Source organism: Methylomicrobium album BG8 (assembly GCF_000214275.2).
Taxonomy (GTDB): domain Bacteria; phylum Pseudomonadota; class Gammaproteobacteria; order Methylococcales; family Methylomonadaceae; genus Methylomicrobium; species Methylomicrobium agile.
The window spans coordinates 4324070-4347483 of sequence record NZ_CM001475.1; the positions used below are offsets into that span (position 1 = coordinate 4324070).

Here is a 23414-nt window from a genome sequence, read left to right on the forward strand (position 1 = left end):
ATATCGCGTGAAGGGAAGTCCTCACCTTCTGAAGGTTGCCATGCCGTTAAGTCCAGCCAACCTCGTAAGGTACGCTGTGCGTACCCTCAATGTCAAAAGGTACGCACAGCGTACCCTACGTTTGTGCCCTTTGGGGGGTAACCCGAGCCGGTAAAAGAGGTATCACGATAAGCGATCGGCGGGAAACCGATCCTAAACCTCAGGCTGTTTCAGCTCGAACATTTCGATCCCGCAACGGAAGATGCCTTAACGCCGGCAAATCGCCTCCGGAGCGACTTGCTCCACTGCCTGAAATCGTCCAGATAGGTATAGGCCACCGGAATCACCAGCAGGCTGAGCAAGGTGGAGGTCACCAGGCCGCCGATCACGGCGACCGCCATCGGGCTGCGGAAGGAGGCGTCCGCTTCGCCCGCGCCGACCGCAATCGGCAGCATGCCGGCCCCCATCGCAATGGTCGTCATCACGATGGGCCGGGCGCGTTTGCGGCAGGCGTCCAGCAGTGCCGCCGGCCGGGACATGCCGTGATCCCGGCGTGCCACGATCGCATATTCGACCAGCAATATGGAGTTCTTGGTGGCGATGCCCATCAGCATGACCAGCCCGATCAGGGACGGCATCGAAAACGCCTTGCCGGTCAGCAGCAACGCCACGAAGCCGCCGCCGAAAGACAGCGGCAGCGCCGCCAGGATGGTGATCGGCTGTAGAAACTCTTTGAACAGCAGCACCAGCACGATGAAGATGCACAGCACGCCGGTGAGCATGGCCAGGCCGAAACTGGCGAAAAGCTCCGCCATCATTTCGGCATCGCCGATATTGATCTGCCTGACTCCGGCGGGCAGGTTGCGGATGCTCGGCAGGTTCTGCACCGCCGCCGCCACGTCGCCCAGCGGCAGGCCGGAGAGTTCGACCTCGAAATTGATGTTGCGCGAACGGTCGTAACGGTCGATCACGGCCGGCCCGCTGGAAAGTTCCAAGCTGGCCACCTGGCTCACCATCACCGATCCCGAACCCGTCTTGAAGGAGGGCACCGCAAGCCGTCCCAGCACCGACAGATCGCTACGCCCGCCCGCGGCCAGTTTCACCACCACCGGCACCTGGCGCTGGGCGAGATTGAGCTTGGGCAAAGACCAGTCGTAATCGCCCAGCGTGGCGATACGCAAGGTCTCCGCGATCGCTGTGGTGGTGACGCCCAGATCGGCCGCGCGGGCAAAATCGGTCCTTACCGCAATTTCCGGCCTGACCAGCGCGGCGCTCGACGCAATGCTGCCGAGGCCGGGAATGGTCCGCAGATCGCGCTCCACGCTGCGGGCCGCGGCACTCAACGTCTGCGGGTCGTTGCCGCTCAGCACCAGGATGTATTTTTCGCCCGAGCCGCCGAGGCCGACCTTGGTGCGCACGCCGGGCAGATTTTGCAGCGCCCGGCGAATGTCCTGCTCGATCGCCTGCTTGCGCACGGGGCGGTCCTGGCGATTGGCCAGCAGGATCGTCAGCGTGGCTTTACGCACTTCGCCGCCTTGCAATGCCGCAAACGGGTCGCTGCCCGCCGAACCGCTGCCGATGGTGGTGTAAATCGATTTCACGTACGGCACGCCAGCCACCAGGTGCCGGGCGTCTTCCGCCGCCGCCCGGGTTTGTACCAGGCTGGCGCCGGGAGGCAATTCGACGAAGACCTGGGTCTGCGGATTGTCGTCGGGAGGAATGAAGCCCTGAGGCAACAGCGGGATCAGACACAGAGACCCTGCGAAAAACGCCGCCGCGGCGATCATCGTGGCCGGGCGGTGCTGCAGGCACCAGGCCGCGAGCTTCATATAGCCCCGCATCAGGCGTCCTTCCGGCGGCTCGGCGTGGTTATTACCCTTCAATAGATAGGCCGACATCATCGGCGTCAGCATCCGCGCCACCACCAGCGAAGCCAGTACGGCCAGCGCGGCGGTCCAGCCGAATTGCTTGAAGAAGCGTCCGGCAATCCCGCTCATGAAGGCCGTCGGCAAAAATACCGCCACCAGCGCAAACGTGGTGGCGACTACCGCCAGACCGATCTCGTCCGCCGCCTGCATGGCCGCCTGATAAGGCGATTTGCCCATGCGCAGGTGGCGCACGATGTTTTCGACTTCGACAATCGCATCGTCCACCAGAATGCCGACCACCAGCGACAGCGCCAGCAGGGTGACCCCGTTCAGGGAAAAGCCGAAATAGTCCATGCCCCAAAAAGCCGGAATGATCGACAGCGGCAGCGCAACGGCGGAAACGAAAGTCGCCCGCCAGTCTTTTAAAAACAGCCAGACGACCAGCACGGCCAGCAGGGCGCCTTCGTACAGCATGGTCATCGAACCCCGGAATTCTTCATGCGCCGGGGTAACGAAATCGAAGGCCCCGGTAAACTCGATATCCGGATTGGAAGCGCGCAATTCGGCCAAGGCTTTTTGCACGCCGGCGCCCACTTCCACGTCGCTGGCGCCGCGGCTGCGCGTCACTTCGAACGCCACTACCGGCTTGCCGTCGAGCATGGCCAGGGAACGGGGCTCGGCCACCGTATCGTCGACGGTCGCGACCTGATCGAGCCGGATCCGGCGGCCATCCGCCAGCGCGATGGGCAGCGGCCGCATTTCTTCAACCGAAGCGACATTGGCCAGGGTGCGCACCGGCTGCTCGCCGCTGCCCAGGTTGGCGCGGCCGCCCGCGCTTTCCCGCTGGATTTCGCGGAGCTGCCGGGAAATATCGGCAGCCGTCGCGCCCAGCGCCTGCAATTTGACCGGATCCAGAGCAATGGTCACCTCCCGGCTGACGCCGCCCACCCGGTTCACCTGCCCCACGCCGGCTACGGAGAGCAGTTTTTTGGCGACGGTATCCTCCACATACCAGGACAGCGCTTCGTCGTCGCGCTGCGCGGAAGCGACAGTAAAAGCCAGAATCGGGGAGCCGGCCACGTCCAGCTTGGTGACCACCGGGTCGCGCAGATCGCCCGGCAGGTCGGCGCGCACTTTCGAAACGGCCGAACGCACATCGTCCAGGGCTTCCTGGACGGGCTTTTCGAGCCGGAATTCGGCAGTGATAGTGACGCTGCCGTCCTGCACTTTCGTGGTGATGTGCTTCAGGCCCTGCAAGGTGGCGATGGAATTTTCGATTTTCCGAGCCACCTCGGTTTCCAACTGCGACGGCGAGGCGCCGGGCAGCGAAGCCGATACGGTCACGGTGGGCAGGTCCAGATCGGGCATGTTCTGGACCTTCATCGACCGAAAACTCGCCAATCCCCCGAAACTCAGCAGCACGAACAGCATCAATGCCGGCATCGGATTGCGGATACACCAGGCGGAGACGTTCATGGCTGCACCACCCGCACCGTATCGCCGTCGGCCAGAAAGGCGGCGCCGCCGGCGACCAGGCGATCTTCCGGCGCAAGCCCCGAAAGAATCTCGAAACTGTCGCCGCTTCGCTGCCCCAATTGCACTTTCACCTGCGACACCTTGGCCAAATCGCCGTTCTGCTCGTCCAGCCTGAATACATAGCTGAAGCCGTCGCGCAGGGAAAGCGCGGTCTGAGGAACGATGAGTCCGGCTTTGGCGCCGATGTCGAATTCGCCGCGCGCGAACATTCCCGCCCGCAAGCCGTGCCGCGACGCATCGGGCAAATCCACGTAAACCAGCCCGTTGCGGCTGTTTTCGTCGAGGGTCGGCGCCAGCGCGCGGATCTTGCCCTGCAAGCCGCCGACATTGGGCACCTCGACGCTGGCCGTCATGCCGATGCCGAGCTGCGCCATTTCGGCGGCGGTGACTTCTCCCCGCCATTCCAGACGGTTTTGCCGGATCAGGCGAAACAATTCCTGCCCTCTTGCGGCCACCGCGCCCAGCGTGGCGCTGCGGGATGAAATCACGCCGTCGTCGCTGGCCAGTACCTGGGTGTATTTGAGACGCAAAAGCTGCGAATCCAACTGCGCCTTGGCCGATTGCACCTTGGCCCTGGCGGTTTTTTCGCCGGTGAGGTACTGGTTCACTTGCTGGCCGCTGAGTGCGCCGGAAGCCATGATCTGCTTCGCCCGTTCGGCATTGTCGCGCGCATCGGCCAGATTCGCCTCGGCCTCGGCGAGCGCCGCGCGGCTCCGGGCGACGTCGGTCAACACGCTTTCGTCGGCAAAAACCGCCAGCACCTGCCCTTTTCCGACCTTGTCCCCCACCTGCACATTGATCTCGGTCAATCGCAAGTCGCTGATTTCGGCGCCGATCACCGCCTCCTGCCAGGCGGCGATAGAACCGTTCGCGCTCAGCGTCATGGCGATATCGCGCAGGACCGGCCGGATGACCGTCACGCTGAGCGCGGGCCTGGGCGCGGCAACCGTGTCTGCGGCGGGCTGGTTGCTGCGTCCGGCGATAAAAACGCCCAAGCCGGTCAATATGCCCAAGGTGGTCAGAAACAACCCCGTTTTTCGTTTTGTCATGATTTACCTTTGATGAAACCGACTTGCCGATCTAAAAAATTGCTCGGGGCTTTCGGGTGCGCCGAGGCGGCCACGCCGCTTTTCCCCGAAACCTCATTCCCCTCCCAACTGCCGCCGGCGGCGCGGTAAAGGGCGATCCAGGCGCTGACCCGCTCCTGCTCCAACTCCTTGAGCGCCATCTCGGCGGACAAAACGTTGCGCCGGGAGGTCTCGACGTCGAGCAAATCACCCAGGCCGACTTCGAAAAGCTGCCGGACCGCCTGAAAATGGGCGCGATAACCGCCGACGGCCTGTTGCGCCTCGGGCAGGCGCCGGTTGGCGCTGTCCAGGCGCACCAAGGCGTCTTCCACTTCTTTTACCGCGGTACGCACCTTGCTGCGGAATTGACTTTCGGCCGCCTGGTATTGGGCTCGCGCCGCGTCCACATCGGCGGCCCGCTTGCCCGCATCGAACAGCGGCAGGCTGAGCGTCGGGCCGAGGGACCAGGTTTCCGCGAGAAAAAACGCCGCGCCGTTCATGTTTTGCAAGGTCGGCGTGATGTTGCCGGACAGGCTCAGTTTCGGGAACCGTTTGGCCTGCTCGACGCCGATTTTGGCGCTGGCTTCGGCCATGTCGCGTTCGGCGGCGGCCAGGTCGGGCCGCTGCAGCAGCACGCGCGCCGGTACGGCACCGATTCGGAAGGCCGGCGGGCTGGGCAGCTTGGCCAGCCGTTCCGGAACGCCTGCCAGTAATTGGCGGACTTCCGTTTCCGGCAGGCCGGTCAGGGCGACCAATCCCTTTATCGAGCGTTCGCACTCCGCTTGTTGCCGCAGCAGCGTTCTGTTGCCTTCGGCGGCACTGGCGTTCGCCAGCGCGACATCGCCCGGAGCGCGGAACCCGGCGCTACCCGCGATTTCCGTCAGGCGCGCCGATTCCCGGCGCGATTCGGTATCGGCCTTTACGATCTGCACTTGCGCTTCGCAATAGCGATACGCCAGATACGCATCGGCGACTTCGACCGCCACCGCCACCCGCGCATCGTGCCAGGCGGCGTTTCTCGATTCCAACTGGCTACGCGCCGCCTCTTCCTGGCGGGCCAGGCCGCCGAACAGATCGATTTCCCAGCGGGACTGGAGCCCGAACGGGAACTGGTTCCAGATGAACGGTTCGCCCCCGAAGGATGCCGAGGAACGCGTGGCGCCGCCGCTGAAGTCTATATTGGGCAACAAGGCCGCATCCGCGCTAACCAGGTTGGCTCTGGCCTGCTCGATGCGCGCCTTGGCATCGGCGACGGTGGCGCTCGCCTGCTGGGCGGCTGCCAAAAAGCGGCTCAGGACCGGATCGTCAAAACGCTCCCACCAGCGGCTTAAATCGGCCGGGTCGCCCCGGTGGGCAACGGGCGAGTGATCGTCGCCGGGCCGGGGCGCCTGCCATTGCGCCGCCGCCGGCAGCGGCGCCTTTCGGTAATCGGGACCCACCGTGGCCAGTAAGCCGCCGGAGCCGCAGGCCGAAAGCACGCAAGGCAGCAGACTGAACGGCAAAAGGCTTTTATGCTTCACCACCGGCCTCCTGCGCCCGCCGCCGGGCCTCGCCCTCGATCATCGAAACCGCATAGCCGGCCAGACGTTCCGCCAGCACGTCGATCGCCTCCGGACCGGTCAACACCGCCGGCGAAATCGCCGAAACCACATCCTGGCCCACATAAAAATGCACCGCCATGCCGATGATCGCGAAAGCCAGCCGATGCGCATCCACATCGACCTCCCGAAGCTCCAAATGCGCCTTGAGCAGCGCCACCAGCGCTTCATGCTGCGGCTTGATCTCCGCATCGATTTCCTGCTGCCAGGCGCCGGTCGGCTCGATCATCTCCCGAAAATGCAGTTTCATCACCAGTTGAAGTTCCTCGCCCTTTTTCAACGGTTCGAGAAATTCCCGGAACAGCCGGCCCAGCGCTTCGGCCAACGGCAGACCGGCATAAGCCTGAAGATCGGACCGGCAGGGCGCATCGCCCAGCGGTTCGGTGAAGGCGGCGCGGTAAAGGCCCGCCTTGTCGCCGAAATAGTAGCGGATGGCCGAAATATTCGCCCCCGCCGCTTCGCAGATTTCGCGGGTAGTGGCCGATTCGAACCCTTTCTCGGCAAACAGCCGCAATGCCGAACTGACGAGCCGGCTACGCGCATCGTGAATTTCCGTTTCAGTATTTCTGTTTTTGGCCATGCCGCCCCGGTAAATTGCTCGGAAGTAAATAAATCAATCGATTGATTTAATATCATAGCAATCGATGAATGGATTGGCAATTCAGTGAACGGCTCAGCTTAACGCCTATCAGTTTAACGAAAATCTCTACTACGTCATTCCGGCAGGGATTGCCGGAATCCAGAAACCAGGAATGGCAAGGCTCAAATCACATCCCTGTGTCCTGGATACCGGCAGTCCATGCCGGTATGACGTGCTATTTAAGTAAAGTGATAGGTGATAAGACGGCTCAGGGAGGATTTATGACGGGATATACCGGACGTTCCCTAAGATCCTGCTAAAGCATCGGCTGATTTCGCTCAGGCGGAGCTCGACCACCCCTTCAAGCGATGAAGGAATTTATTGACCGGCACCGCGACGCTTATAGAGTCGAGCCGATCTGCAAGTGTGTTCTGCGCAAGCGGAAACCGATTGCTTTTACGAATGATAACAATTATCATTTACTTTTTCATAAATGATAACTGCTGTTATTTAATAATGGACGATCAACAAAAACCAAGGCCGTCTCCGGCGGAACGCAGTCCCTCCCGTAGCGAAACTCTGTTTGCGGCAATGCGCTATTTGTTGGTCAGAATCAGCTTGTTGTTGCGGGTAATCCGCAACCGGTATTCCTCGCCGTCGTGCATGGATGGTCCGTTCATTGCTTCGTCCCTGCGCGGCAATGCGCTTCGAACGGATTCACACCCGCCAGCCACCGAGTGCTTCGGCACAAGGCAGCCAGCTCACAACCCGGAATGAAGCGGGAGCCGTCTCTTTTATGACAAAGTTTTCGGCGTGCCTGATCCTGTCCCTGCTCGCTGCCGATTGTGCAGCGGCGGCCGAAGCGGCCATGCCCGAATCGGAAGCGGAATCCCAATCGGAGGCGGAACTGGAAAGCGTCCTGGTGACGGCCAGCCGCACCGAGCGCGGCGTCCTCGACATGCCGGGTACCGCCTCGGTGATCGAGGCCGAGACGATGGAACGTCAGCTCGCCCGCACCATCAAGGACGTGGTCCGCTACGAGCCGGGGGTCTACGTGCAGAACGATCCCCAGCGCTTCGGACTGTCCGGGTTCAATATCCGCGGGGTCGGCGGCAACCGCATCCAGACCCTGGTGGACGGCGTGCGGATTCCCGATGCTTTCTCCATCGGCAGCTTCCAGAGCGCCCGCCGCAACATGGTGGACGTGGACTCCCTCAAGGCAGTGGAAATCGTCCGCGGCCCCGGCTCCGCGCTGTACGGCAGCGACGGCATCGGCGGCGTGGTCAACTTCGTCACCAAGGATCCCCGCGATTACCTGGAACTGTTCGGCAACTCCCATTACGAAAGCCTGAAGCTGCTTTATGGCAGCGCCAACCAGGGCTTCCTGCAAACCGCCACCCTGGCGGGCGAGTACTCGGGACTGGAAGGGATGCTGCTACTGACCCACAATCAGGCCGGGGAAACGGAGAATAAAGGCAGCAACGACAGCCTGTCCCGCGCCCGTACCGAGCCCAATCCCCAGAATGCCCGAACGCTCAACCTGCTGTCCAAGCTGCTGTACCGGTTCAGCGAGGATAACGTTCTCCGGCTGACCGGGGAAGCCCTGGCGAACGATGTCGATACCCAGGTGTATTCGCTGTACGGGTTGAACTACACCGGACGCGATGTCTACCGCTTCCTCACCGACGACCGGCAGAACCGCTGGCGGGTCAGCCTGGATCAGTCCATCAAGCACCTCGATCTCGGCTGGCTGGACACGCTCAACTGGAAGATTTACGGCCAGCAGAGCGAAACCCGTCAGGCGGTAGACGAGGCGCGCAACACGCTCTTGGGCGACAACCAGCAGGTGTCGCGGCTGTTCACTTACCAACAGTCCATGGCCGGCGGCGAAATCCAGGGCGTCACCGAGTTCGCCTTGGGGCCGACCCGACACCGCTCGGTGTTTGGCGGCGAAGTCTTCCACTTCCGCACCGAAGCCCTGCGGGACGGCCATCTCGCCGACCTGAACACCGGCGCGGTCAGCAATGTCGTCACCCCCGACTCCTTTCCGGTGCGGGACTTTCCCGTATCCGACACGTTCCGGGCAGGCCTGTTCTGGCAGGATGAAATGACGTTCTGGGAGCGCCGGGTGGAACTGCTGCCCGCCCTGCGTTTCGATTATTTCGGACTGCGGCCGGAGGTCGATGCCATCTATGCCAAAGACAACAAAGGCAACCGGGTCGTGGATCAGGACGCCACCGCCTTTTCCCCCAAGTTCGGCGCCCTGTTCCACCTGAACGACGTTTTCACCCTGCACGGCCAGTACGCGGAGGGTTTCCGCGCGCCCAATTTCTCGGACGCCAACTCCGGTTTCGTCAACTTCAGCTTCGGCTACGCCTCCATTCCCAATCCCAACCTGAAGCCCGAGACCAGCTCGGGCGGCGAGGTGGGGCTACGGGCGGAAGGACGGGCGGGCTACGCCGACGCCACCTTCTTCCGCAATGATTACCAGGACTTCATCCAGAGCGAGACCGTCTGCGATCCGACTGCCGGGACCAGCTGTCCACCTTTCGGCCTGTTGACTTACATGACGATCAACGTCCCGGACCCGGTGCGCATCCAGGGTTTCGAGTTCAAGGGCGAACTGAAGCTGAGCCGGCTCTGGCCCGTGCTGGAAGGGTTCAAGGCCGTGGGCAGCTATGCCTACGCCGAAGGCTGGAACCTCCACACCCAAGCCCCCGTGAACTCGGTCAATCCGATGCGCGGGGTACTGGGGCTCGGCTACGACGCGGCGGGCGGCCGCTGGGGCATCGAGACCATCCTGACCCTGGCGGCGCCCAAAAAGACCCAGGACATCGACTTCGAAACCGCCGGGGCGGTGTTCCCGACCGCCGGCTACGGGACTGTCGACCTCCTGGCCTACTGCCGCTACACCGACCACGTCACCCTGAATCTCGGGCTCTTCAACATCTTCGACAAACGCTACATCGAGTGGGAGACCGCCCGGGGCCTGGGCAGCGATCCCCACGCGGGGCTGGGCGGCCCGGTGGACATCCGCGACCGGTTCACCCAACCCGGTATCAACGTGAGCGCGAGCCTCCGGGTGGAGTTCTGAACCATGAATGCCGGACCGGCGATTTTTTTCCATTACCACGAGAGGACACGAACCATGCGTCACCTGTATCGATTGACCCTAGCGGCCGGCCTGCTGGCCGCCGCAGGACCGGCCTGCCCGGATAACGCCCGAGGCCCCGACCCGTACGGGGCCGGGTTCGGCTTCGACCAACCCGATACGGCTCCCTGGGGCCTCTGGACTCGGGGCGATGCCGGAACCCTGTACGCGGAATGGGATAGCTTCAGTGACGCCTCCCACGGCACCGACAGTGACCGGACTTCGGCGCCCGATGTCGGCACGTTCGGTGCGGTCTCCCCCTGGCTGGGCTGGAACGCCGGGACTATCCGCACCAGCACGGGCAATCTGTACAGCTTCTCCGGGCCGGAACGCTTCGAGGTAAATTTCGAAGGCGAGGTTCCCGCCGAACCCCAGCGGGCCGTTTTGCAGATCGAAACTCAAGGCACCGCACTCGATGTCGCCGGAGTCACCCTGAACGGGGCCGCTCCCACCTTCAGCGCGGTCACGTTCAACGATCCGGCGTTCGCCACCAGCCAGGGTCCGGTTACCTTGCAACACCGGCTATTCTTCTGGGACTTGCCCACGGCCCCCGCTACCTATCAATTCGTCTTCGGTTCGGCGGAGCATTCCATGAGCCTGACCCAAGTCGCCGTAGACGTAGGTCCCCGCCACAACCAGGCACCCGAGGCCCAGGCGGGCGCGGCGCAATGGGTGAGCGAAGGCACGGAGGTGACCCTGTACGGGTCGGGCAGCGATCCCGAAGGGCAGGCGCTCGGCTTCCACTGGATCCAGACCGCCGGACCCAGCGTGATGCTGCGCGATGCCGCCTCCGCCACACCGCGCTTCACGGCACCGGAGGTAAACGCCACCACGACGCTCGGCTTCCAGTTGGTGGCCATCGACGCCGAGGGGCTGCCCAGCAACGCCGCCAACACCCAGGTCAACGTGCGCGACCTGGACAGCCAGCCGCCCGGCACGCCTTTCGCCGAGGCGGGCACCGACCAGAGCGTCCGGGCCGGCGTGGAGGCGGTCCTCGATGGGTCGGCAAGCAGCGATCCGGAAGGGCAGGCATTGAGCTACCAATGGACCCAATTGGCCGGGCCCACCGTCACCCTCGACGATCCCACGGCCATCAAACCGCGCTTCACAACGCCGCGCCTGGGCAATGACACCGTACTGACCTTCCAGTTGGTGATCACCGATACCGATGGCAACGAGTCCGACGCCGCCACCGTGAACGTGGACGTGAAATGGCATAACGAGGCACCGGTGGCCGATCCGGGGGCGGCGTCCACCCTTCGGGCCGGCGCCGTGAAAGTGCTGGGCGGCGAAAGTTACGACCCGGACGGCGATCCGCTTGCCTACCACTGGACTCAGACCGGCGGACCAACGGTGGCCCTGTCCAGCGACACGGCGGCGAATCCCAGCTTCGTGGCGCCGGTCGATGCCATCGGCCAAACCCTGACGTTCTCGCTCACCGTGTCCGACGGACGTCTGGAAAGCTCACAACAAACCGTCACCGTCGCCATCGTCGCCAACAGTGCTCCCACCGTGGATGCGGACACCGGCCAGGTGTTCGGGCAGGACGCCCGGGTGGTCCTCCACTCCACGGCCAGCGATCCCGACGGCGATGAACTGACCTACTCCTGGGAGCAGACCGGCGGACCGACCGTGGTCCTGTCCGGGCCCGATACACCGAGCCCCGAGTTCATTGCGCCGTCAGTGATGGAAGGTACGGTGGTGCTGGAGTTCCGCCTTACGGTGAGCGACGGGTACGCACCCGACCCGCTGTCGGCCTCGGATACCGTGCGGGTGCTAGTCAATAGCAACGGCCAGGCCCTGGACTGCTCCCATGCCGTGCCCAGCCGCGCTACCCTGTGGCCATCCAATCGAGGCATGAAAAAGGTCAGGATCGACGGCGTCACCGGGCCGGACCCGTTCCGGCTCACCATCACCGGCATTACCCAGGATGAGCCGGTCTTCAATCCGGCGCTCAAGGACCGGACCCGCCGGGATGCCAAGATCGTTACCCCGAAAGCGACTCGCAAGAATCCCATGACCAGGGATTCCGCCCTGCTTCGGGCCGAACGCCAGGGACTCCGCAAGAAGAGCCAGCCTTTCAGCGGTAATGGCCGGGTTTACCAGTTGAATTTCAGCGCCGACGACGGCACGCAGTTTTGCGAAGGCTCGATCCACGTCCAAGTGCCCCCGACACGGGACGGCACCGCCGTGGACGACGGCCAAGCCCATGACGCCACCGTGAAAATAAAGAGGTAATCATCATGACGCTATCCCAACCTGACAAGCGATCCCATCGACTGGCTTGTGCCCTGCTCGCGACGCTGGTGTCCCCCGCCTTCGCCGACACCAGCATCGGTCCCGATCCCTACGCCGCGGGCTACGGTTTCGACCTGCCCTCGGAAGCCGCCTGGGGAGGATGGACGCGGGGCGCGGAGGGCACCCTTTACGCCGAGTGGGATGTATTCAACGACAACTCCCACGGCGGAGCCGACGACCGCTCGGCGGCACCGGACCTGGGCCGCTTCGGCACGTCTTCCGCCTGGCTGGGCTGGAACACCGGCACCTTCGTATCGGGCACCGGCAACCTGTACAGTTTTACCGTACCGGAAATCTTCAGCATCGATCTGGCCGGCACCGTGCCGGCCGCACCGCTGCGCGTGGTTCTGCAAGTGGAGACCCAGGGGCAGTTCCTGAATTACGACAGCTTCACGCTCAACGATACCCAGCCCACGCAGAGCACTCAGACCTACCGGAACGCCGCCTTTCCGTCGCCGCAGGGACCCACCGACTTGATCCATCGGCTGTTCGTTTGGGATTTGCCGACCCCGCCCGCCGCCTTCGTGTTCCGCTTCGCTTCGAAGGAACCCCACGTCAGCCTGACCCAGGCCGCCGTGGACATCGGTCCGCAAACGGCCAGCAACCCGGACCTGCCGCTACCCCCCGAGCCTTCGGCCGCCCAAGACCGCACCGTACTGGCGAAACTGCCCGCCGAAGCGCTGGACGCCAACCTGGCCGCGCAATTGCACGCGCAATACCCGCGCTGGTTCCCGGAAACCTGGGCCGACCGGGAGCTGACGTTCACCCGGAAAACCGATCGGGGCGGGAAGCGGGTCACCCAGATCCTCAAGGGCGGTATTCCAGCTCTGTTCCAGGACACGGCGGCGGGTGGGTCGAACCGGGTATACTTGGATATCTACCGCCCGGATGAGGCGGGTGATGTGAAGATCGCCGAATGCCAACCCAAGGCCACCAAAATCCGGCGCTGGAAGAAAGTCACGCTGGACGACGGCATTAGCCGCAGCCGCTACGGTACCGCCCTATACCGGCTCGAATTGAAAGCGGTGACATTGCCCGCGAAAAACAAATTCACCAAGCGCTTCGGGCTCTGCGATGTGGACCTCGCCACGGCGGGCATCCAGCCGGGCGTCCCGGCCCTGCTGGATGGAGATTACGCGGTGTTCCGGCGGGAAAGCGATTGATGCGCTTTGCGGGTTTCCGGGCGGCATCTGGAAACCCGCGGCACAACAGCGTTTGTAAGGATTTGGCTCCAAATAATTTCCCGAAATCGGTAGGTTACAGATAAACTGAAATAAACGTTCGCTTCCCCCTTTGAAAAAGGGGGATTGAGGGGGATTTATTAAAAAATCTCCCCTAACCCCTCTTTTTTAAAGAGGGGGACTGAAGCGTAAGCGCTAAAAAGCTACGCGATGCGAACAGGTTAAAACCGGGAAATTATTTCCGCCCAAATCCTAAGCAGAAATCCAACATTTTTTATATTTTATAGAGACCAAAACGATGACTAGCGAAACCAAACCCACCTTGGAAGAAATCCTTCCCGAAGCCCTGGACTTCCCCCGGGCCTTCGACTCCCTGCTGCTGGCGACCGCCGACGCGGCGGGCCATCCCCACGCCAGCTACGCGGTGTACCTCGCCGACGAGCGGGGTCGTTTCCACATCTACATCAGCGAACTGGCCGCCCACACCGCGAATCTGCGGGTCCGGCCCGAGGCTAGCGCTCTGTTCATTGAGGACGAAGGGCAGGCCAAAAGCCTGTTCGGGCGCAAACGCCTGACCTGCGAGTGCCGTGCCGAACAGCTGCTCCGTGGCGCGCCCGACTGGGAAGCGGTTATGGACGGTTTCGTGGCCAAACACGGTAAACTCATGGAGATGCTGAGAGGGCTGCAGGATTTCCATCTGTTCCGGCTGACCCCGGAAAAGGCGACCTATATCCGCGGTTTCGCCCAGGCCTACGAATTGAGCGGCGAACAACTCGGACACATCCGCCACATCAACGACAAGGGCCACCAACCAAGCAGCCAAGATACAGCGGAGGCGCTGGGCAGCACGGCTTGAGGCCGTTGGAACATGAGGTTGCCGGGCAACGTTACGGCGCGCGGCAGCCTACCAGAGAAAAGCCATCGATCGGATGAACGTGCCAGGCGTCGGAACCCCTTGGATGTCTCCTTAGGATCTGGTAGGAAATAACTTTCCGAAGTTGATTGTTTACTCCCCTCTTTGAAAAAGACGACTGCATGGATGCAGGAGGTAGGGCAATGCAGGAGCGATTGCCGAGGGGCCGGGGGAGATTTATTAAATAAATCCCCCTCGATCCCCCTTTTTCAAAGGGGGAGGTTGTTTTTGACGAAACCCTTAACTTAAGGAGCAAAAACCATGCAAAAGCCGAGACCCTTTTTACCCTATGCGGCAGATTTGATCCTGCTATAAGCACGTCTATCAGTCATCGGCGGCGCTGCTGCACTGACCCGGCGCGTTTCGCCGCCTAACCCGGAACCCTTCCATTCAAACCCTAGCTTTCCTATCCTTTATTATCATGGAACAGTATTGCAAACACTCCGCCGAAGCGCTCCGAACCGCCTGGCAGACACTCAAGGACGCTGAACCCGCCCTGCGCATCCGGGATGCGGCCCAGCGGCTGGGGGTGTCCGAAGCCGAACTGCTCGCTCTGGGCTGCGGTCAAACCGTCACCCGCCTGGAGGCCGAGTGGGCCGAACTGATTCGCTCCCTGCCCCGGCTAGAGCGGGTGATGGCCCTGACCCGCAACGATCTGGCGGTACACGAGAAGCATGGCCGCTATGTCAACGAAGCCGACGGCCAAGCCGGGACGGAGGATGCCCTCGACCTGCGGCTGGTCCCGGAGCGCTGGCGGTTCGGATTCGCCGTGATCGAGCGCGGCCACGGCGGCGAGCGACACAGCCTGCAATTCTTCACCGCCGACGGCGAAGCCGCCCACAAGGTCTACCTGACCGAAGCCAGTCATGCCGGCAATTATGAGAATCTGGTAGAACATTACACCGCGCCCGATCAATCCCCCTGGCAGGCTGTCGCTTCCGAGGCCGATGCCCCTAGTTTCGATGATCTCCACCTGCGGCAAAGGCGCGAACAGCTGCAAGCCCTGCGTCTGGCCGAACCCGAACGGGCTTGGCCGGTGGCCGTCGGCGCCGCCGAACGGGTTCTCACCCTGGCGGCACAGGAGAGTATCCCGCTGGTGATCGAAGTGGCCGGTCCCGGTGCAGTCCAATACCATCGCGGCCCCGTTCAGCACATCCGCCGCACCGGCCCTTGGATCAATGTACTGGACGAAGATTTCAACCTGCATCTGCGGGACACCGCCGTGGCCTCGTCCTGGGTGGTGCGCGAAACGCTCCCGGCGGGGGACGCTCTCTGGCTGGAACTACTCGACGACCAGGGCCGCACTGTGGTCCGCATCGGCGGCGAGGCGGAACCGAACACGTGGCGGGACGTGCTGACGGCCCTGCCCACAGCGGAGAGCCCGGTATGAAAAAGACACAGCGCGCTATGAGCATCCTGTTGTGGCTGGCCGTCTGGCTGTGCCCGGCATTGGCCCAGGGGGAAGAAGCCCGCCGCGTAATAGTGGCCGGAGGGGCATTAACCGAGATCGTCTACGCCCTGGGGCTGGCCGACCGGCTGGTGGGGGTAGACATTACCAGCTCGTTCCCGCCGGAGACGGAGAAGCTACCCAAGATTGGCTATCTCCGCAACCTGGGCAGCGAGGGGCTGCTGTCGCTGCGCCCCGATCTGGTGCTCGCCATCGCCGAAGCCGGACCGCCCGAAGCGCTGGCCCAGATCCGTGCCGCCGGAACGCGGGTCGAAATCGTCGCGACTCCCAATACACCGGAGGGCGGGGCGCAGAAAATCATAGCGGTGGCCGACGCGTTGGGCGTATCGTCGCGGGGGCAGGAACTGGAACAGAGTTACCGGGCGGCGTGGCAAGCCACGCAACAGGCGGTGGCGGGTTACCGGGACCGGCCACGGGTGCTGTTCATCCTGGCCCATACCGGCGGCAACCCGATGGTAGCGGGCCGCGACACGGCAGCGGATGCCATGATCCGTCTGGCCGGGGCTGACAACGCCGGGGCCGGGTTCGAAGGCTACAAGCCGATGAGCGCCGAGGCCATTATGGCCGCCAACCCGGAGGTGCTGCTCATAACCACCGAGGGTGTAGACGTTTTGGGCGGACTCGACCCGCTATGGGATCACCCGGCGTTGCGCCTAACCCCGGCTGGCCATGCCCATCACATCGTCACCCTGGACAGCCTCTACCTGCTGGGCTTCGGCCCGCGCCTGCCGGATGCGGTGCAGGAACTGGCCCGGCGCCTGCGTACCCCGGAGACGGAATGAACGCCGTGCCGATCCGCCCTCACGCATTCCGCACGGCGTCCGGGCATCTTCGCGCCGGTGTCTTCCTGGCCGTGCTGGGCGGACTGCTGCTGGCGGTCAACCTGATTGCCGTAGGCATCGGCGCCATGCCGGTGGGCTGGCGGGAACTGCTGGCGTGGCCCGGCAATCCTTTGGGGCTCGACGCCGATTTGTCCGAGCAGGCCCGAGCCGTGCTGCTGTATATCCGCCTGCCCCGCATCGTCCTGGCCCTGCTGGCCGGAGCGGGCCTGGCGATGTGCGGGGCGGCGCTGCAAGCCCTGTTCCGCAACCCCCTGGCCGATCCGGGCTTGCTGGGCATTTCCAGCGGCGCGGCATTGGGCGCGGGCTTGATGATCGTCGCCGGACCCGGCGGGACGCTGGCCTTCCTGGGTGGATTGGCCGTGCCGTTGGCGGCGTTCCTGGGCGCCCTTGCCGCCACGGCGGGCGTGCTGCTCTTGACCGGACGCCAGGCGCGCTGGGCGCCGTCCACCACCCTCTTGGCGGGCATCGCTGTCAACGCGCTGGCCGGGGCGGGGGTTGGCCTGTTGTCCTATCTGGCCGATGATGCAGCCCTGCGCAATCTTACCTTCTGGACCTTGGGAAGCCTCTCCGGAGCCACCTGGCCGGTGCTGCTGCCGGTGGCCTTGCTGACCGTCCCGGCTCTGTGGGGGCTGCGGCGGCAGGCGGCGGTATTGAACATATTGTTGCTGGGTGAGGCGGAAGCCGGGCACGTGGGAGTGGATGTGCGGCGTCTCAAGCGGCAGGTGATTACCTTGTCGGCCTTGGCTGTGGGCGCCCTGGTGGCGGTAACGGGGATCATCGGCTTCCTGGGGCTGGTGGCGCCCCATCTGGTGCGCCTCTCCATCGGCCCCGATCACCGCGTGCTGCTGCCGGGCGCCGCCCTGGCCGGCGCCTTGCTGCTGGGCTGCGCCGACCTGGGCGCCCGGACGCTGGCCGCCCCGGCAGAATTACCCATCGGCCTGCTCACCGCCTTCATCGGCGGGCCATTCTTCCTATGGCTGCTGAGACGGCAGGATGTGGGGGAATAGCTCATAGAGGCCCCCCTTCTGTGGCCAATGCCGTTAAGTTTAACCCCGAGGCGTTGCAAAGCTAGCTTTACAAATGACGAAACCGAGTGACAAAGCGAGCTTTGTACTCCATTAAGTAATGGCTTGACTCGGGTTTATCTTAACGGCATGGCTTCTGTGGCTGATTCCAAAACAGTTTCATCGTCAACCTGTAGGTGATTAGGGGATCGGACGCCCCCGTTTTTTTAAAAGGAAGCCGAAGTTGTTCCGGGAATACTGCACAGCGGATTTCCCGTTTTTTCATCGACAAAACCATGCTCGAAGCCATAGATGTATCCCTGAGTTTCCAACGCCGCGCCCTGTTGCGGGGGGTGTCGCTCACCGTTCGGTCCGGCGAGGTATTGGCGCTGGTGGGCGTGAACGGGGCGGGCAAGTCCACCCTGCTGAAAATCCTGGCGGGCGACCGGCCACCCGACGGCGGACAGGTCAAGCTGGTGGGGCGGTTCCTGCCGGATTGGTCCTTGCCGGAGCTGGCCCGGCGCCGGGCCGTACTGCCCCAAGACAGCCGACTGGCTTTCCCGTTCAGCGCCTTGGAAGTGGTGCTGATGGGCCGCTTTCCCTACTCCGGCGGCTATCCGTCCCGGCAGGATATCCGGCTGGCCCGCGCAGTGATGGCGGATCTGGATGTGATCCATTTACAGGACCGGCTTTACCCAACCCTCTCCGGTGGCGAACGCGCGCGGGTGCAGTTGAGCCGGGCGCTCTGCCAATTGCTGGACAACGGCGTGCCAGACTCCTGCGCCCTGCTTCTGGACGAGCCCACCGCCAGCCTGGACCTGGCCCATCAGCACACCGCCCTTGCCGCCTCCCGCCGCTTCGCTCGCGAGAAAAACGGAGCGGTCTGCGCCGTGCTGCACGACCTCAACCTGGCGGCACAGTACGCCGACCGGATCGCGGTGCTGGCCGAAGGACGGATTGTCGCTTGTGGGTCGCCATGGGAAGTGCTGACGGAAGCCATCCTGGGATCGGCCTTCGAGGTGGAGGTACTGGTGGGACGGCATCCGAAACTCGATTGCCCGTGGATCGCCACGGCGCCGAATACAAAAACGATTCATCCCTCCCCAAGCAGCCGATGATCCTGAAAACACGGCAGGACTGAGCGGCGGCGGATGGCGGCGCCAATCATCCTGTACTGACGGCCTCTCCACAGACTTCGCCTCCCGCTCGCCCGGCGGTAGATCTTGCGAGACCAACATCTTAGAACCAGGGCACCTGCGGCATCCGAGCGAGCCTTACTCACGCTGAAGGCCGGGACTTGTCGCGCACCGGGTCCCTTGGCCGCCGAATCCTCACAATGAGCTAAGGATACGGCTAAAAATAACTTCCCGACATGCCGCCCGATCGTTCCTGACGGTATGAACCGCCGCCTGCATGCCGGACGGGATATTTATCCCGTCCGTAACGTTTAAAGCGGGACGGACAGGGAAGATGATTTTGTGTTTGCGGAAAAATTTCAAACAGCGGGGACGGGGAGATAAACCCTGTCCCGCTCAGAGTCGCGTCCCCCATCAACTCGCTATGTGGCGGGGTTGAACACTTAGCATTAAATCAGCACTTCCCCAAAAAACATCCTCGAATATCCGCCATGGCTTTCGACGCGGCCGCGCATTCGCCCGGTTTTCGCCATGATGCGGCCGGGCATCGAGTCTTCGATTCCGCCGCAATCCCACGAGACGATGCGCACGTTTACCGGCCATTTCGAGTTACAATAGCCGCTCCAAAATTAAAAGCCGAACCTCTGAAGGATTGGCGTATTCCTTGCTTTGATCCCCGGTTAAGGTGCTGCGCGATGAAAAAATGCCCTGCTTGCGGTCATGAAAACCCGCTTCCCGAGACAAAATGCCCCCAATGCGGGGGCTATTATTCGAAAATCATCGAGTTGATCGATCAGGAAGCCGCCGCCGAAGAGGAACAATCGTTCCGCGGCCAATGCCGGCGCATCCTCCGGTCGGACAACATCAAGCTCGCGCTGAAGGCCGAAGTGACGCGCGGGTGGGCCGGGCTGGGCGGACGCGCCAAATTCACGTTGTTCGTGATCTTCGCGTTCGTGTTTGCGCTGGTGGTTACGGTTTTATAAGATTTTACTTTACCTGTCATTTTGTTTTTTCAATTTTGTATGGAGTTTTGAATGCATCTGGTGACCTTGATAAAAGGCGACGGTATCGGCCCTTCGATTATGGATGAGGCCGTCAAAGTGATCGACGCGTCCGGCGCAAAGATTCAATGGGAAGAAGCGCATGCCGGCCTCGGCGCGCACGAAAAGTTCGGTACGCCGCTGCCCGACGCAACGATGGCGTCATTCGACAAGACCCGGGTCGCCTTCAAGGGCCCTTTGACCACGATCGTCGGCACCGGCTTCCGCAGCATCAACGTCGCGCTGCGCCAGAAATACGAACTGTATGCGAACGTGCGCCCGGCCAAGAGCTGGGCCGGCGTCAAGACCCGCTACGACGACGTGGATATCGTGATCGTCCGCGAAAACACCGAAGGCCTTTATGCGGGCCTCGAACATTATCTGACCCCGAAAAAGGACATCGCCGAAAGTCTGGCGGTCGTCACCCGGGCCGGTTCCGAGCGGATCATCGACTACGCGTTTAAATACGCACGCGAGAACAACCGTCAAAAGGTCACCGTCTGCCACAAGGCCAACATCCTGAAATATACGCAAGGCCTGTTTCTGGACGTCGCCCGCGAAACCGCGGCGCGCTATCCGGACATCCAGTTCGACGAAAAGATCATCGACGCGGCCTGCATGCACATGGTGATGGACCCGAAGAAATTCGACGTGGTGGTCTGCACGAACATGTTCGGCGACATTCTGTCCGACCTGACCGCGGGCCTCGTCGGCGGCCTGGGCCTGATTCCGGGCGCGAATATCGGCAACGACGCGGCCTTGTTCGAAGCGGTGCACGGCAGCGCGCCGGACATCGCGGGCAAAAATATCGCCAACCCGACCGCGGTGATCATGGCCGGCGCGATGCTGCTGAACCATCTCGGCGAACACAAAGCGGCGAACCGGTTGATCAAGGCGGTCGAAAAAGTCGTGAGCGAAGGCAAGTACGTCACGCCGGATTTGAATCCCCATTCCAAGGCCGGCACGATCGAGATGGGCAATGCGATCGTCGACGCGATGGAATGAACGCAATCGCTAAGTTACTGTCTGAACAGATGAAATTTGCCGGCTGAGCATTTTCCACTGCCGAGAATGCTCCCGCGCCATCCCGAACAGAGGAATCCTTTGATGCTAGAACAATACCGTAAACACGTCGCCGAACGCGCCGCCGAAGGCATCGTGCCGAAGCCGCTCGATGCCGCACAAACCGCCGCACTGGTCGAACTGATCAAAAATCCTCCGAAAGGAGAAGAAGATTTCATTCTCGACTTGCTTGCCAACCGGATTCCGGCCGGCGTCGACGAGGCGGCCTACGTAAAGGCCGGATTCCTGACCGCGATCGCGAAAGGCGAAGCGACCTCGCCGATTCTATCCCCCGCCGAAGCTACCCGCCTGCTGGGCACGATGCTCGGCGGCTATAACGTCGCACCGCTAATCGACCTGCTCGACCGTCCCGATCTCGCGCCGATCGCGGCAAAGGGGCTGTCGCACACGCTGCTGATCTTCGATGCGTTCCACGATGTACAGGCCAAGGCGGAAGCCGGCAACGCCTTTGCGAAGCAAGTGCTCCAGTCCTGGGCCGAGGCGGAATGGTTCACGGCCAAACCGGAAGTCCCCGAAAAACTGACCGTGACCGTGTTCAAGGTCACCGGCGAAACCAATACCGACGACCTGTCGCCGGCGCCGGACGCTTGGTCGCGCCCGGACATTCCGCTGCACGCAAAAGCGATGCTGAAGATGCCGCGCGAAGGCATCACCAACGCGCCGGAACAGATCGCCGAACTGAAAAAGAAAGGCTTTCCGGTCGCCTATGTCGGCGACGTGGTCGGCACCGGCTCGTCCCGCAAATCGGCGACCAACTCGGTGCTCTGGTACATGGGCAACGACATTCCTTATCTTCCGAACAAGCGCGAAGGCGGCGTCTGCATCGGCGGCAAGATCGCGCCGATCTTCTTCAACACGATGGAAGACTCGGGCGCGCTGCCGTTCGAATGCGACGTGACCGGCATGGCGATGGGCGACGTGATCGACATCTATCCGTACGCAGGCGTGGTCAAGCGCCACGATAGCGGCGAAGTCGTCTGCACATTCGAGCTGAAGACCGACGTGCTGCTCGACGAAGTGCGCGCCGGCGGGCGGATTCCGTTGATCATCGGCCGCGGCCTGACCGATCGGGCGAGGAAAGCGCTGGGCCTGCCGCCTTCGACCGTATTCCGCCGGCCGGGCGCGGTACAGGACAGCGGCAGAGGTTTTACGTTGGCGCAGAAAATGGTCGGCCGCGCCTGCGGCGTGAAAGGCATCCGTCCGCACACTTATTGCGAACCGCACATGACCACGGTCGGCTCGCAGGATACGACGGGACCTATGACCCGCGACGAACTGAAAGACCTGGCCTGCCTCGGCTTTTCGGCCGACTTGGTGATGCAGTCGTTCTGCCATACCGCGGCCTATCCGAAGCCGGTCGACGTCGAAATGCAGCATACTCTGCCCGACTTCATCATGAACCGCGGCGGCGTGTCGTTGCGTCCCGGCGACGGCATCATCCACTCCTGGCTGAACCGGATGCTGCTGCCCGACACGGTCGGCACCGGCGGCGACTCGCACACCCGTTTTCCGATCGGGATTTCGTTCCCGGCCGGCTCGGGGCTCGTCGCGTTCGCTGCCGCGACCGGCGTCATGCCGCTGGACATGCCCGAATCGGTACTGGTCCGCTTCAAGGGCGCGATGCAGCCCGGCATCACGCTCCGCGACCTGGTCAATGCAATTCCGTACGTCGCGCTGCAGAAAGGCCTTTTGACGGTCGAGAAAAAAGGCAAGAAGAACGTGTTCTCGGGCCGGATTCTCGAAATCGAAGGCCTGCCTGACCTGAAGGTCGAACAGGCGTTCGAACTGTCCGACGCCTCGGCCGAACGTTCGGCCGGCGGCTGTACGATCCGGCTGAACGAAGCGCCGATCCGCGAATACCTGAACTCGAACGTCACCCTCTTGCGGTGGATGATCGCGGAAAGCTACGGCGACAAGCGCACGCTCGAACGCCGGATCAAGGCGATGGAAGACTGGCTCGCGAATCCGGTGCTGCTCGAACCCGATCCGGATGCCGAATACGCGGAGATCATCGAGATCGATATGGACCAAATCAAGGAACCTTTGCTGGCCTGCCCGAACGATCCGGACGACATCAAGCCGCTGTCGGAAGTCGCGGGTACCCACATCGACGAAGTCTTCCTCGGCTCGTGCATGACCAACATCGGCCATTTCCGCGCCGCCGGCAAACTGCTCGACCAACAGAAAGGCGACCTGCCGACCCGGCTCTGGGTGGCTCCGCCGACCAAGATGGACCAGAACCAGCTGACCGAAGAAGGCTATTACGGGTCGTTCGGCAAAGCTGGGGCACGGATGGAAATGCCCGGCTGCTCGCTGTGCATGGGCAATCAGGCGCGCGTGCGCGAAAATTCGACCGTGGTGTCGACTTCGACCCGCAACTTCCCCAACCGGCTCGGCAACGGCGCGAACGTGTTCCTGGCCTCGGCCGAACTGGCGGCGGTCTGCTCGATCCTCGGCAAGATTCCCACCATCGAGGAATACATGCAGTATGCCGCGCAAATCGGCAAAACGGCGGACGACACCTACCGCTACCTGAATTTCGACCGGATCAAAAGCTATCGGGAAAAGGCGGACAAAGTCGCGCTAAATGCGTAACGCATCGGTGAAGCGGAGATCGTTCCCGCGCAGGCGCGTGGGAACGATAAAAAACGATTGCCCGGTTTGAGCTTG

At 62.7% G+C, this 23414-nt stretch carries 16 protein-coding genes and 1 other annotated feature; of the genes, 11 read left to right on the forward strand and 5 right to left on the reverse strand.

Annotated features, from left to right (window positions below; all coding sequences use genetic code 11):
• Nucleotides 1–209: 209 nt before the first annotated feature.
• The 5 genes from METAL_RS18875 to hemP form a co-directional block, all read right to left on the reverse strand.
• Nucleotides 210–3323 carry an efflux RND transporter permease subunit gene (locus tag METAL_RS18875; protein WP_005374932.1) on the reverse strand — a complete coding sequence of 1038 codons (3114 nt, stop codon included), beginning with the start codon at nucleotides 3321–3323 and terminating at the stop codon, nucleotides 210–212.
• Nucleotides 3320–4432, reverse strand: a complete 1113-nt coding sequence (locus METAL_RS18880) for an efflux RND transporter periplasmic adaptor subunit (RefSeq protein ID WP_005374934.1) — start codon at nucleotides 4430–4432, stop codon at nucleotides 3320–3322. The genes METAL_RS18875 and METAL_RS18880 overlap by 4 nt, the downstream gene beginning before the upstream one ends.
• Nucleotides 4429–5970 carry an efflux transporter outer membrane subunit gene (locus tag METAL_RS18885; RefSeq protein ID WP_005374937.1) on the reverse strand — a complete coding sequence of 514 codons (1542 nt, stop codon included), beginning with the start codon at nucleotides 5968–5970 and terminating at the stop codon, nucleotides 4429–4431. The genes METAL_RS18880 and METAL_RS18885 overlap by 4 nt, the downstream gene beginning before the upstream one ends.
• Nucleotides 5960–6628 carry a CerR family C-terminal domain-containing protein gene (locus tag METAL_RS18890; protein ID WP_005374939.1) on the reverse strand — a complete coding sequence of 223 codons (669 nt, stop codon included), beginning with the start codon at nucleotides 6626–6628 and terminating at the stop codon, nucleotides 5960–5962. Before METAL_RS18890 ends, METAL_RS18885 begins: the two co-directional genes overlap by 11 nt.
• Before the next feature lie 326 nt (nucleotides 6629–6954).
• Nucleotides 6955–7086 (forward strand) — a sequence feature (AL1L pseudoknot).
• Nucleotides 7087–7224: 138 nt separating this feature from the next.
• Nucleotides 7225–7308, reverse strand: coding sequence for a hemin uptake protein HemP (gene hemP, locus METAL_RS22230; protein ID WP_084675307.1), 84 nt, complete (start codon nucleotides 7306–7308; stop codon nucleotides 7225–7227).
• A gap of 116 nt (nucleotides 7309–7424) precedes the next feature.
• Here hemP and METAL_RS18895 point away from each other — a divergent pair, with 116 nt between their 5' ends.
• From METAL_RS18895 to acnB, 11 genes are all read left to right on the forward strand, one after another.
• A complete protein-coding gene (locus METAL_RS18895) occupies nucleotides 7425–9722 on the forward strand; it encodes a TonB-dependent hemoglobin/transferrin/lactoferrin family receptor (RefSeq protein ID WP_005374941.1) in 2298 nt (765 codons plus the stop codon).
• A 54-nt stretch (nucleotides 9723–9776) separates the two neighbouring features.
• Complete coding sequence (locus METAL_RS18900) at nucleotides 9777–12017, forward strand: PKD domain-containing protein (RefSeq protein ID WP_005374943.1); 2241 nt, start codon at nucleotides 9777–9779, stop codon at nucleotides 12015–12017.
• Between the two features lie 68 nt (nucleotides 12018–12085).
• Nucleotides 12086–13240 (forward strand): hypothetical protein, encoded by a 1155-nt coding sequence (locus METAL_RS20160; protein WP_051040429.1) that lies wholly within the window; start codon nucleotides 12086–12088, stop codon nucleotides 13238–13240.
• Between the two features lie 316 nt (nucleotides 13241–13556).
• On the forward strand, nucleotides 13557–14114 hold the full coding sequence (locus METAL_RS18910; protein WP_005374948.1) for a HugZ family pyridoxamine 5'-phosphate oxidase: 558 nt from the start codon (nucleotides 13557–13559) through the stop codon (nucleotides 14112–14114).
• A 478-nt stretch (nucleotides 14115–14592) separates the two neighbouring features.
• Nucleotides 14593–15561 (forward strand): hemin-degrading factor, encoded by a 969-nt coding sequence (locus METAL_RS18915; protein WP_005374949.1) that lies wholly within the window; start codon nucleotides 14593–14595, stop codon nucleotides 15559–15561.
• Nucleotides 15558–16421: a heme/hemin ABC transporter substrate-binding protein gene (locus tag METAL_RS18920; RefSeq protein WP_005374951.1), complete on the forward strand. Its 864-nt coding sequence runs from the start codon at nucleotides 15558–15560 to the stop codon at nucleotides 16419–16421. Before METAL_RS18915 ends, METAL_RS18920 begins: the two co-directional genes overlap by 4 nt.
• Entirely contained in the window at nucleotides 16418–17488 is a 1071-nt protein-coding gene (locus tag METAL_RS18925; protein WP_005374953.1) for a FecCD family ABC transporter permease, read from the forward strand. The genes METAL_RS18920 and METAL_RS18925 overlap by 4 nt, the downstream gene beginning before the upstream one ends.
• Nucleotides 17489–17682: 194 nt before the next feature.
• Nucleotides 17683–18603, forward strand: coding sequence for a heme ABC transporter ATP-binding protein (locus METAL_RS18930; RefSeq protein ID WP_213069420.1), 921 nt, complete (start codon nucleotides 17683–17685; stop codon nucleotides 18601–18603).
• A 713-nt stretch (nucleotides 18604–19316) separates the two neighbouring features.
• Nucleotides 19317–19604 (forward strand): hypothetical protein, encoded by a 288-nt coding sequence (locus METAL_RS18935; RefSeq protein ID WP_005374956.1) that lies wholly within the window; start codon nucleotides 19317–19319, stop codon nucleotides 19602–19604.
• 51 nt (nucleotides 19605–19655) lie between these two features.
• Complete coding sequence (locus tag METAL_RS18940; protein WP_005374958.1) at nucleotides 19656–20666, forward strand: isocitrate/isopropylmalate dehydrogenase family protein; 1011 nt, start codon at nucleotides 19656–19658, stop codon at nucleotides 20664–20666.
• A 102-nt stretch (nucleotides 20667–20768) separates the two neighbouring features.
• Nucleotides 20769–23339: a bifunctional aconitate hydratase 2/2-methylisocitrate dehydratase gene (acnB, locus tag METAL_RS18945; RefSeq protein WP_005374961.1), complete on the forward strand. Its 2571-nt coding sequence runs from the start codon at nucleotides 20769–20771 to the stop codon at nucleotides 23337–23339.
• Nucleotides 23340–23414 lie beyond the last annotated feature (75 nt).

Coding starts and splice junctions, on each gene's coding strand:
- METAL_RS18935 (WP_005374956.1), top strand. CDS start 19,317: ATGAAAAAATGCCCTGCTTGCGGTCATGAAAACCCGCTTCCCGAGACA.
- METAL_RS18875 (WP_005374932.1), bottom strand. CDS start 3,323: ATGAACGTCTCCGCCTGGTGTATCCGCAATCCGATGCCGGCATTGATG.
- METAL_RS18890 (WP_005374939.1), bottom strand. CDS start 6,628: ATGGCCAAAAACAGAAATACTGAAACGGAAATTCACGATGCGCGTAGC.
- hemP (WP_084675307.1), bottom strand. CDS start 7,308: ATGAACGGACCATCCATGCACGACGGCGAGGAATACCGGTTGCGGATT.
- METAL_RS18910 (WP_005374948.1), top strand. CDS start 13,557: ATGACTAGCGAAACCAAACCCACCTTGGAAGAAATCCTTCCCGAAGCC.
- METAL_RS18895 (WP_005374941.1), top strand. CDS start 7,425: ATGACAAAGTTTTCGGCGTGCCTGATCCTGTCCCTGCTCGCTGCCGAT.
- METAL_RS18925 (WP_005374953.1), top strand. CDS start 16,418: ATGAACGCCGTGCCGATCCGCCCTCACGCATTCCGCACGGCGTCCGGG.
- METAL_RS18940 (WP_005374958.1), top strand. CDS start 19,656: ATGCATCTGGTGACCTTGATAAAAGGCGACGGTATCGGCCCTTCGATT.
- METAL_RS18880 (WP_005374934.1), bottom strand. CDS start 4,432: ATGACAAAACGAAAAACGGGGTTGTTTCTGACCACCTTGGGCATATTG.
- METAL_RS18900 (WP_005374943.1), top strand. CDS start 9,777: ATGCGTCACCTGTATCGATTGACCCTAGCGGCCGGCCTGCTGGCCGCC.
- METAL_RS18920 (WP_005374951.1), top strand. CDS start 15,558: ATGAAAAAGACACAGCGCGCTATGAGCATCCTGTTGTGGCTGGCCGTC.
- acnB (WP_005374961.1), top strand. CDS start 20,769: ATGCTAGAACAATACCGTAAACACGTCGCCGAACGCGCCGCCGAAGGC.
- METAL_RS18915 (WP_005374949.1), top strand. CDS start 14,593: ATGGAACAGTATTGCAAACACTCCGCCGAAGCGCTCCGAACCGCCTGG.